Raw genomic sequence first — 10,958 nt, 5'->3', positions numbered from 1 at the left:
GTCCGCCCGGTCGAACGGCCCGGCCCAGCTCAGCCCGTACTGGTCGTGGCCGTCGCGTGCCCGGGTGTAGAGGGACGCGGCCTGCCTGGACGCCGCCGGGCCGTCCGCCCGCCCCGCCGCCGGCCTGCGCGCCGTCGCCGCCCTGATCGGCGCCCGCGCCCGCTAGATCCGCGTGCGTCCGCGTGCGCGTCCGCTTCGCGAGGACCCGCCTCGACCGGACGAATTCGCCGTTTTCCTCCGTTCCCCTTACCGCGCGCCTCCGCACGGCTACCGTCAGAGAACTGAGGTGGTTTCGGGATCCGGACCGTCCGGGCTCCAGCCGGTCCGGGTTCCAGGCGGTCTGGGCTCCAGGCGATCCGGGTTCCAGGCGATGCGGGACGGCGGCGGGGTAGGGGCGAGCGGCGCGGGTCCGCGGCTCCGTGCCTCCGCCGAGGGGCGTGGGGGTCGTCCCCCACAAGGAGGCGACATGAGCGGATCGACCGGGACGGGTGGCGGTCGGCGGCAGGGCGACCTGCCCAGGGGGCTCTCGGATTTCGTGGGACGGACCGCCGAGCTGGCGGAGCTGGTGAAGCTCCTGGACGTGGTGCCGCTGGTGACGCTCACCGGCGTCGGCGGGGTCGGCAAGACCCGCACCGCGGTGGAGGCCGCGCACCGCGCCGCGGACCGGTTCCCCGACGGAACGTGGATGGTGGAGCTGTCCGAGCTGCGCGATCCGGAGCTGCTGCCGCACACCGTCGCGGGCGCGCTGGACGTGGGCGACCAGAGCACCCGGCCGCTGCCGGACGTCCTCGCCGACTTCCTCGCGGACCGGCGCTGCCTGCTGATCCTCGACACCTGCGAGCACCTGGCGCGGGCGTGCGCCGCGCTGGTCACCGAGCTGCTGGACGCGGCGCCGGGGCTGCGGGTGCTCAGCACCGGGCGGCAGCCGCTGGACGTGCCGGGCGAGCACGTCGTGACGCTGGCGCCGCTGCCCGTCCCGGCCGAGGGCGAGGAGGCGGGGGCGGGCGCGGCGGACTACGACGCCGTGCGGCTGTTCACCGCCCGCGCGCGGCACGCCGTCCCGGGGTTCGCGGTGGACGCGTCGAACCGGGCGGCCGTGGCGCGGCTGTGCCGGCGGCTGGACGGCCTGCCGCTGGCGCTGGAGCTGGCGGCGCCGTGGCTGCGGGTGCTGCCCGTCGAGGCCGTCGCCGACCGTCTCGACGACCGGTTCCAGCTCCTCGCGCGCGGGCCAGGAGGGGAGCCCGGCCGGCATGTCACGCTGCGGACGGCGATCGGTTGGAGCCACGAGCTGTGCGGTCCGGCCGAGCGGCTGCTGTGGGCGCGGGCGTCGGTGTTCGCGGGCGCGTTCGACCGCCGGGCCGTCCTGGAGGTGTGCTCGGGGGGCCCGCTGACGCCGCTGCGGATCCCGGCCGTCCTCGACCGGCTGGTGCACACGTCGATCCTGCTGGAGGAGGGCGAGGGGGCGCGCGTCCGGTACCGGATGCTCGACACCGTCCGCGAGTACGGGGCGCGGTGGCTGCGTGAGCTCGGCGAGACCGGGGAGCTCGAACGCCGGCACCGCGACTTCCTCCTCGCCGAGGCGCGGCGCGCCTACTCCTGCTGGATGGGCGGGCGGCAGATCGAGTGGTACGAGCGCGTCCTCGCCGTCCACGCGGACGTGCGGGCGGCGCTGGAGCACTGCCTCGGCGATCCAGCGGGCGGCGAGGACGCGCTGGACCTCGCGGGCGCGCTGTGGTTCTTCTGGTACGTCTGCGGCTTCCAGCGGGAGGGGCGCCACTACCTCGAACGGGCGCTCGCCGCGCACACGAAGCCGGGGCCGCCGCGGACGCGCGCGGCCTGGGCGCGGGGACTGATCACGCTGTCCCAGGGCGACCTCGGCGCGAGCGCGGAGTGCGTCGAGATCTGCCGGACGGCCACCGACCCGGTCGCGCGGACGGCCGCGGCGTTCCTGGAGGCGTCGGAGCTGACGCTGCGCAGCGAGAACGCCGCGGCGCTCGCGATCCTCGGCGACCTGGAGCTCGACCCGCGGCGCGGCGGCGTGGAGGAGGCGGTCTGGCTGCTCGAACGGGGCGTCCGCGCGTTCGCCCACGTCCAGCTCGGCAGCCCGGCGGAGGCGGCGGCGCTGGCGAAGGAGTCGCGGGTCCGCAGCGCCGAGCGCGGCGAGCGCTGCCTCCAGGCGTGGGCCGACTACGTGCAGGCGCTCGCGGAGCTCGCGCTCGGGCGGCCCGGGGCCGCCGTCGCGCACGGGCGCAGCGCGCTGGAGCGCAAGCTGCCGCTGCACCGCGACACCTGGTTCATGGCGCTGTGCCTGGACGTGCTGGCCCTCGCGACCGCCGGGACGGGCGAGGCCGGGCGGGCCGCGCGGCTGCTCGGGGTCGGCGAGCGGATCTGGCGCACGCACGGGCTCGCGCAGCTGGGGGCGCCGGAGCTGGCCGCCGCGCGCGAGGCCTGCGAGCGGGGCCTGCGCGCCGTGCTCGGCGACGCCGGGTTCGAGAGCGCCCACTCGGCCGGGCTGCGGGCCACCCACGAGCAGGGCATCGCGCTCGCCCTCGGCGAGACGACCGCCTCCACCGCCGACCAAGATCGGTAAAATCCCCGCAAGCCGGGCATTTCCGAGTAGCGTTCCAAGCCCGCGGTGCCCTGTCCCATCAGCGCAGATACGGAGCGCGCAGTGACCCACGACGACCAGCCCTCGCTCGCCGACATCCCGAACGACGTGCCGACCTCGGCGCGGGCCTACGGTTGGCTGCTCGGCGGCAAGGACAACTACGAGGTCGACCGGCAGTTCATCAGGAAGCAGCTGGAGTCCCACCCGGCCGGGCTGGACATCACCCGCCAGAACCGCCTGTTCCTCTACCGCGCCGTCCGTTACCTGGCCACGGAGGCGGGGATCCGGCAGTTCATCGACATGGGCTGCGGCCTGCCGACCGACAACAACGTGCACCAGGTCGCGCAGCAGTTCCGGCCGGACGCCCGCGTGATCTACGTCGACATCGACCCGATCGTGCTGGCGCACGGCCGGGCGCTGCTCGCCGGGGACGCGTCCACGACGGTCATCACCGCCGACATGCGCGACCAGGACTTCATCCTGGAGCACCCGGACGTCAGGCGGCTCATCGACTTCTCCGAGCCGGTCGCGACGCTGTTCCTGTCCGTCGGCCACCACCTGCCGGACGCCGACGACCCGCGCCGCGTCGTCCACACCATCATGGACCGGGCGGCCCCGGGCAGCCATGTGACGTTCTCGCAGGTCGCCTGCGACGACCCGGTGAAGAGCGCGCTGATGACCGAGCAGGTCACGAGCGCCGGGATCCCGTGGCAGACCCGCACGCCCGCCGAGATCGACGAGCTGCTGTCCGGCTTCGACCCCGTCGAGCCCGGCCTGTGCAACCTGGTCGACTGGCGTCCGATGGACCTCCAGCCGCCGCTCGCGCCCGTCCCCGCGGAGCTCGCCCAGTACGAGGGGGCCTCGAAGGCCGACCGGTCGATCTACGAGTACGGCGGCGTCCTCCGCAAGCGCTGACCCGCCGCCGGGACGGACCCGCCGCGCGAGCTGACCGGGCGCGAGGGCGGAGCTGACGATCTCTTGGTCCGGGGGCGGCGCACGGCCGCGCCCGGACCGCCCGTCCCGGCGGGCCTGTCGGACATGTCCGATCAATTCGCGGCCGGACGTTGCCATTCGCTTACCCCCGTATGGGCATTGCCCCAGGTCACCGGGGCATCACCCTGTGTCCGCGCACATTTCCGGCGATTGGGGGGAAACAGCGATGTGGCACTATGCAGGCCGCGACACCGCGATCGATCTGGGCAGCGCGACCGTGCGGATGCACGTCGAGGACCGCGGGGTCGTGTGCAGGGAGCCGTCCCTGCTCGCCCGGTCCCGGCGCACCGGCGCGATCCTGGCGCTCGGCGCCCCCGCCCTGCGGATGGTCGGGCGCGACCCCGACGTGCGGCTCGTCCGCCCCATCCGGGAGGGCGCCCCCACGGAGACCGACGAGGCCGAGTACCTGATGCGGCAGCTCGTCCGCATCCACCACCGCCGCCGCCTCATGGCCCGCCCGCGACTGGTGATCACCGTGCCGAGCGGCATGACGTCCGTCCACTACCGGGCGCTCCAGTTCTCCGCCTACCAGGCCGGGGTGCGCCGCCTCACCGTGGTCCCGACGCCGATCGCCGCCGCCGTCGGCATGGGCATGACGGGACGCGGCCACGAGATCGCCGTCATCGCGGACATCGGCGCCGAGCTCACCGACGTCGGCGTCATCGCGTTCGGCGGCCTCGTCACCTCGCACACCGCGGCCGTCGGCGGCGCGGACCTGGACCGCGCCATCATCGCCCTCGTCAAGCGCGAGCACGGCGTCGACCTGTCGGCGGAGGCCGCGGAGGCCGCGAAGATCGCCGTCGGGACGGTCCCGACCCTCGGACGCCACGCGGTCCGGCGGACCGTCGTGGACGGCCGCGACCTCCAGTCGGGGCTGCCCCGGCGGCTCATCCTCACCACCTCGGACGTGCAGCGGGCCATCGAGGGCCCGGTCTCGCGGATCGTCGAGGCCGTCCACCAGGGGCTGCGCGGCTGCACCCCCGAGGTCGCGGGCGAACTGCTCGCCGTCGGCATCACGCTCACCGGCGGGACGTCCCGCCTCCCCGGGCTGGAGAAGCTGATCCAGGAGCGGACCGGCCTCGGCGCCTGCATCGGGGACGCCTCCGGCGACGCGGCCGTGATCGGCGCGGCGCGGGTGCAGCGCACCAACGACTCGCAGAAGCCGGCCCGGGACGTCACCCCCCACCCGCGGCTGCTGCGCACCGTCCCGCAGCCCTGACGCGCTCCGCCGCCCGGGACCGGGAACCGGACCGTCCCGCGGCGAGGGAAACGGACGGCCGTTCCGGGCCGCTTGGCGGCGGGCTCGCCGTTTCCGCCACGCCCGCGTCGCCGCGACGTCACGATGGGTGCATGGCCTTCGAGAGGATGCCCGGATACGACCTGATCAACGTCGTGCGGGAGCTCGACCCCGTGGAGGCGGTCCGCGACCAGGAGGCGGCCGAGCGCATGCGGGTGTATCCCAAGGTCGTCGGCGCCGGGCCGCCGGACTTCGGCGTCGCCAAGCAGTCCGGCCGCGACTGGCGGATCCTCGCGCTCGGCGCGATGGCACCCTGCGGGGCCCGGGTCGACCTCGCGACCCACCTCCGCGAGACGGCCGCCCGGCTCGGCGTGCGCGGGCGCCGCGAGCTGCGCGCGCTCGCCGACCGCCTCGATCCCGAGGTCGGCGAGGCGGCCACCGGCACCGAGTTCAGCGCGGGCGCGTCCCGGTACCGCATCGTCCGGTCGCTCGGCTTCACCCGCTTCGGCGCGGACGGGCCCGAGCCCGCGCGGGCCACCGACACCGAGCAGGGCCCGATCCGCTCGTTCCTCATCGACCCGGCGGCGCCCGTCGGGCCGTCCGGCGCCGCGCTCCGGCTCGAACTGCTGAGCCTCGTGCCCGCCGCCGGCACCGTCCCGGAGCGGCTGCGCATGGAGGCCCTCGACGCCATCCGCGTCCACCCCGGGGTCGTGCTGCTGCCCCCGGGGTTCGCCGTCGTCGAGGACCTGGACGACCGGTGGCGGCCGATCACCGGCGGCGACGGCCCGCAGGACGCCCGGGACGCCCTCGCGCACTACTTCCGCGTGATCCTGCCGGGGTTCGTCCCGCCGGGGACGCGGCCGCCGAGCCCCGGCGAGCTGGACGAGTACGCCCGCGCCGCCGACCGCGTCGACGCCCGCCGCGCGGTCGAGTTCGTCGCCTGCGGCCGCCGCTTCCGGATCGTCCGGGTCGTCCGGACGATCCGCGTGGGCCCCGACGGCCCGGAACCCGCCCGCCCGTCCGACGAGGACGCGCCGAACCCGGCATGAGCCCGTCCCGAAGATCCAAGGCGGATCGTCGGGCGCGTTCGCTAGGCTGCCGCACGGCAAGGCTGTAGCGCAGAGGTCGTCGCGCCATTGCTGCGAGCTGGAGGACGTCGGTTCGAATCCGACCAGCCTTGCCCCTGTCGTCCCCCGGGAGCGAGGAGTGCCGTGCCGCCCGTCCCCGCCGACGCCCCGGACCCGGCGGAGCTGGCGGCGTGCCTGCGGACCCTGGAGCGGGCGTGCGCCGCCCGTCCCGACGATCCGGCCTGGCGGGCCGTGTTCGAGGCGGCGTCGCAGGTCCACCGGGCCGGGAAGAAGGCGCGCAAGGCGTCCCGGCTGGCCGAGCGCCGCCGCGGCGACCGCGAGACGCTCGCCGCGACGACCCGCTTCCAGGACCAGAACCCGTCGCCGAACCCGCACGTCCCGGCCCGTCCGGTCGGGGCGGGCGTGCTGGTGGGGGCGCGGCGCTGCTATGTCTGCAAGGAGCCCTACCGCGACGTCCATCCCGACTACCACCTGCTCTGCCCCGGCTGCGCGGCGGAGAACGCGGCGCGCCGGCATGCGCGCTGCGACCTGCGCGGACGGCGGGCGATCGTCACCGGCGGACGGGTGAGGATCGGGTTCCAGGTCGCGCTGAAGCTGCTGCGGGACGGCGCGGAGGTGCTCGTCACGACGCGGTTCCCCCGGGACGCGGCGCGCCGGTTCGCCGCGGTCGGCGACTCCGCCGACTGGCTCGGCCGGCTGCACGTCCACGGCGTCGACCTCCTCGACCTGCCGGGCGTCGCCGGGTTCCTGGAGGCGGCGCACGCCCGCTTCGACCACCTCGACGTGCTGGTGAACAACGCGGCGCAGACCGTCCGCAGGCCGCCCGCGTACCACCGGGAGGTGCGCGCGGCGGAGGCGCTGCCGCTGGACGGCCGCGCCGACGAGGTGGACGTCGCGGAGGGCGTGCGTGCCGCCCTGGATCCGGGGACGCCGGCCGCGCCCGCCGTCCGCGATGACGCGCTGTTTCCCGCCGGGCTCACGGACGAGACGGGCGAGCCCCTCGACCTGCGCGACCGCAACAGCTGGAGCCTGCGGCTGCACGAGGTCGACCCGGCCGAGTGGCTGGAGGTGCAGCTGGTGAACGCGTTCGCGCCGTTCCTGCTGTCGGCGCGGCTGCGCGGGCTGCTGGAGGCGTCGCCGTTCCCGGACCGGTACGTCGTCCAGGTGTCGGCGATGGAGGGGAGCTTCTCCCGCGCGAACAAGACCGTCCGCCATCCGCACACGAACATGGCCAAGGCGTCGCTGAACATGCTGACCCGCACGTCCGCCGCCGACTACGCGGCGGCGGGCATCCACATGACCAGCGTCGACACCGGCTGGGTGACCGACGAGCGCCCGCATCCGGGCAGGCTCGCGGAGCGGGCCGCGGGGTTCCGCCCGCCGCTGGACGTGATCGACGGCGCCGCCCGCGTGTACGACCCGATCGTGCGGGGCGTCGGCGGCGAGCGGCTGTCCGGCCTGTTCCTCAAGGACTACCGACCGGTGGAGTGGTGACGATGGAGCCGACCCCCGTCCGCTGCCCGGCGACCGGGCATCCCGACGTGCCGCTCGCCGATCCCGCCGCGCTCGGCCCGCTGCTGGCGCGGCTCGCCGACGGCGCGCCGCTCGCGGGCGACGAGACGTTCCCGCTCGGGACGCTGCGCGGCGACGGCCGGGTCGACCTGTGCAAACAGGGCCTCGGCGCGGCGGGCGTCGCGCGGCTCGTCCCGGCCGCGGTCGCGTCCCCGCACGCGGCGCACCTGCTGCTCGGGACGAACGCGATGGGCGGCGCGGGCGCGCGGGCGATCGCGGACGCGCTCGAACCGGGCCACGGCGTCCGGACCCTCTACCTCGGCTGCAACCGCATCGACGCCGGCGGCGCCGCCGCGCTCGCCGGGCGCCTCGCCGGGGACGCCGAGGTCCGGGCGCTGTGGCTGAAGCGCAACCCGGTCGGCGACGCCGGGGCCGCGGCGGTGGCGCGGATGCTGCGCCGCAACACGGCGATCCGCACCCTCGACCTGGTCAACACCGGTCTTGGCCCGGACGGGCTGCGCGCCCTCCTCGACGCCCTCCTGGCGCGCGAGACGCCGCTGGAACGGCTGTTCCTCGGCGGCAACGGCCTCGGCCCGGACGCCGCGGACCTGCTCGCCGCGCTGATGCGCGACGCGGGGGTCCGCGAGCTGTACCTCCCCGCGAACCACCTGGGCGACGAAGGCGCGACCGTCCTGGCGGAGGCGGCGCTCGCGTCACCCGACCAGCCGGTGCGATTGGGGCTGGGCGGGAACGGGATCGGGCCGGACGGCGCGCGGGCCCTCGCCGGGGCGCTCGGGCGGATCGAGTCGCTCGACCTGGGACGTCCACCCTCGGAGCGCGCACTCGGCGCACCGCCGAACACCACCGGCGACGAAGGGGCCGCCGCGCTGGCCGACGCACTCCCCCGCAGCCCGCTGCGCAGCCTCGAACTGCGGCACACCGGCCTCACCGGGCGAGGCGCGAAGGCGCTGCTGGCCGGGGTCGGCGACGGCACGCGGCTGGAGCACGTCGGGCTCGGCCCCGGCCTGCCGCGCAGGGTGAAGCGCGAGTTCGCGCGGCGGCTGCGCCCGGCGGCGCGCCCGCACCCCGACCTGCGCGCGATCGCGAGCGTCTACCGGTGAGCCGCCCCCTGCCCGGCCCGGGTGGCCGCCGATGAGCGGTTCGCCGCCCGCGCAGCGCCTCCGCACGGACCTCGCGATGTGGCGCCGGGCCCGCCGCTACGCCGTGCCGCGCCGGATGATCGAGCGGGCGGCGGAGCGGCGGCTCGCGGGCGACTGGCGCGGTGCCTGCGCCGCCGCGAACGTGGACGTCGCCTTCGACCTCGACGGCGTCGCGGACGAGTTCGGCGCCGAGGCCGCCGCCCGGCTGTCGGACGACCTGCGGCACTTCGCGCCGGACCTGCTCCGCTGGCACCTCCCCCGGGTCGGCGGCGGCCGGACGACGATCGCGACGTCGCTCGTGCTCGTCCTCGCGCGCTACGAGCCCGCCGGCCCCGGCGGGCGGCCCCTGGTGCTGAACGTCCGGACCCCCGAGCTGGTCACCGGCTCGCAACGGCTGACCCTGGCCCTGAGCCGACGCCTCCGTGACCCGCGCCTGAGCCCGCGGGACTGGACGGCCTCGCGCCATCTGTTCGACGCCCGCCATTCCGCCGACCTGCTGCGGCACACCGGCGGCACCGACCGTCCACCGTTCTTCCACCCCGACGGCACACCGCTGACCGGCGGCGAACTGCCCGCCTCCGCCCCGTCCAGCGCCTCCCAGTCAGCGTTGACCGAGTGGGCCGTCCTGCTGCTTGAGCGGGGCGACCTCGTGGGGGCCTTCGCCGCCGTGGGGCTCGACCTGCGCCTCGTGGACGATCCGAAGCGGCCCTGGTGGCTGCGGGCCCCGGACGACGTCATCGCGAACCTGCCGGTGTCCCCGGTGCTGCTGGCCCGGGAGGTCGCCCGCCATGCCGCCGCCCGCCCCGAGACCGGTGTCGTGCGGATCGCCGCCGATCCCCGCTCCAGCGTGCGGATCACGGTCGGGGGCGAGGGGCGCGGACGGCCCCTCGCCGAGGTGGACGGCGAGCGCGGGCACGACGCCCCGCCGCTGCTCGACGAGCACCGCTGGCGCCGCCTGCCCGACCTCGACCTCCTCCGCGCCGGGCTGGTCACCCCGGAGGAGCTGCACCCGCTCGTCCGGTCGGCGCTGTTCCCGGCCCGGCCCGGCGCGGACGGTCCGGTAGGCCCGCCGGAGGGAGCGCCTCCCGGGCCCGTCCGGGTCCGCTGCCTGGGCGAATGGCACGAGGTCCGGTCGGCGGGCGGCCGGTTGCGGACGCCGCACACCGCGCGGGAGCGCGAACGCGAGAACGCGATGCGGGCGCTCGGCGGCGCCGTCACCGGCTGCTTCGCCGTCGAGCACGCGTGGCGGACGGCGGCCGGGCGGCTCCCGCGCGCCCTGCGCGAGCAGCGGAGCGACCTGTTCGAGCGGGCGCAGCACGGCGACACCGAAGGGGTGCTGCGGCTGCTCGACGCCGGGATGGACCCCCGCGTCCGGGACGGGCGCCGCCGCACCCTGCTGCACTGCCTACACACGCTGGACCACGAGGTGCTCCTGCCGCGGCTGCTGGACGCGGGCCTCGACCTGGAGGACCGGGACCACCACGAGCGGACGCCGCTGCACGTGGCGGTCGGCGACCACGGCACCGCCGCGCTGTGCCGGGCCCTGGTGGACGCGGGAGCGCGCACCGACGTGTCCGACGGTTCCGACCTCGGCCTCAAGGACCTGATCGACCTGCGTAGACGCACCGACCTGACGTGGCTGGCATGACACCCGACACCCCCGGCGCCGGACCCGATCTGCTCGCCGCGGCGGACGAGCTGAACCGCCGGGCCGGGGCCTGGCGCAGCGAGCCCGCCCGCAGCACGCAACTGGAGGCGCTCGCGCTCGCGGTGTCGGCGAACATCCCCGTGCTGCTGTGGGGCGAGCCCGGCATCGGCAAGTCGGCGGGGATGGAGCGGCTCGCGGAGGCGCTCGGCGTCCGGCTGGAGACGGTGATCGCCAGCGTGCACGAGCCGTCGGACTTCGCGGGCCTGCCGATCGTCGGCGCCGACCCGGCGGCGGACGGCGTCCCCATGGCGCCGCCGGACTGGGCGGTGCGGCTCGCGCGGGCCGGGCGCGGCATCGTGTTCTTCGACGAGCTGTCGTCCGCGCCCCCGGCCGTGCAGGCGGCGCTGCTGCGGGTCGTGCTGGAACGCCGCGTCGGGAGCCTCGCGCTGCCCGGCCCGGTGCGGGTCGTCGCCGCCGCGAACCCCCCGGCCAGCGCCGCGGACGGCTGGCATCTCAGCCCGCCGCTCGCGAACCGGTTCGTCCACCTGCACTGGACGCACGACGCGCGGACCGTCGCGCGCGGCATGGCGGGCACCTGGCCGGAGCTGACCGTCCCCGTGGTGGACGAGGGGAGGACGGCGGCGGCGGTCGCGCGCGCCCGCGGCGCGGTGTCGGGGTTCCTGACCGCCCGGCCGGGCCTGGCGCACCGCCT

The 10,958-nt window shown here is 76.5% G+C and carries 8 protein-coding genes and 1 tRNA gene; all 9 read left to right on the top strand.

What is annotated here, in order from left to right; genetic code table 11:
- Positions 1-466 precede the first annotated feature (466 nt).
- On the top strand, positions 467-2,590 hold the full coding sequence (locus tag E1300_RS42375) for an ATP-binding protein (protein WP_131762931.1): 2,124 nt from the start codon (positions 467-469) through the stop codon (positions 2,588-2,590).
- An 81-nt stretch (positions 2,591-2,671) separates the two neighbouring features.
- Positions 2,672-3,523, top strand: coding sequence for an SAM-dependent methyltransferase (locus E1300_RS42370; RefSeq protein ID WP_131762930.1), 852 nt, complete (start codon positions 2,672-2,674; stop codon positions 3,521-3,523).
- A gap of 244 nt (positions 3,524-3,767) precedes the next feature.
- A complete protein-coding gene (locus tag E1300_RS42365; protein WP_131762929.1) occupies positions 3,768-4,820 on the top strand; it encodes a rod shape-determining protein in 1,053 nt (350 codons plus the stop codon).
- A 131-nt stretch (positions 4,821-4,951) separates the two neighbouring features.
- Complete coding sequence (locus E1300_RS42360) at positions 4,952-5,887, top strand: DUF5954 family protein (RefSeq protein WP_131762928.1); 936 nt, start codon at positions 4,952-4,954, stop codon at positions 5,885-5,887.
- A 58-nt stretch (positions 5,888-5,945) separates the two neighbouring features.
- Positions 5,946-6,018 (top strand) — tRNA-Gln (locus E1300_RS42355).
- Between the two features lie 31 nt (positions 6,019-6,049).
- Positions 6,050-7,420 (top strand): SDR family NAD(P)-dependent oxidoreductase, encoded by a 1,371-nt coding sequence (locus tag E1300_RS42350; RefSeq protein ID WP_131762927.1) that lies wholly within the window; start codon positions 6,050-6,052, stop codon positions 7,418-7,420.
- A gap of 2 nt (positions 7,421-7,422) precedes the next feature.
- Positions 7,423-8,559, top strand: coding sequence for a leucine-rich repeat domain-containing protein (locus tag E1300_RS42345; protein ID WP_131762926.1), 1,137 nt, complete (start codon positions 7,423-7,425; stop codon positions 8,557-8,559).
- A gap of 31 nt (positions 8,560-8,590) precedes the next feature.
- Positions 8,591-10,246 carry an ankyrin repeat domain-containing protein gene (locus E1300_RS42340; RefSeq protein WP_131762925.1) on the top strand — a complete coding sequence of 552 codons (1,656 nt, stop codon included), beginning with the start codon at positions 8,591-8,593 and terminating at the stop codon, positions 10,244-10,246.
- The coding region (locus E1300_RS42335; protein ID WP_165503241.1) for an AAA family ATPase at positions 10,243-10,958 on the top strand (716 nt) is incomplete at its 3' end. The genes E1300_RS42340 and E1300_RS42335, both read left to right, overlap by 4 nt.

The sequence above is a fragment of the Actinomadura fibrosa genome, from assembly GCF_900659615.1.
Classification (GTDB): Bacteria; Actinomycetota; Actinomycetes; order Streptosporangiales; family Streptosporangiaceae; genus Spirillospora; species Spirillospora fibrosa.
This window is presented reverse-complemented; position numbering and strand designations above follow the sequence as displayed.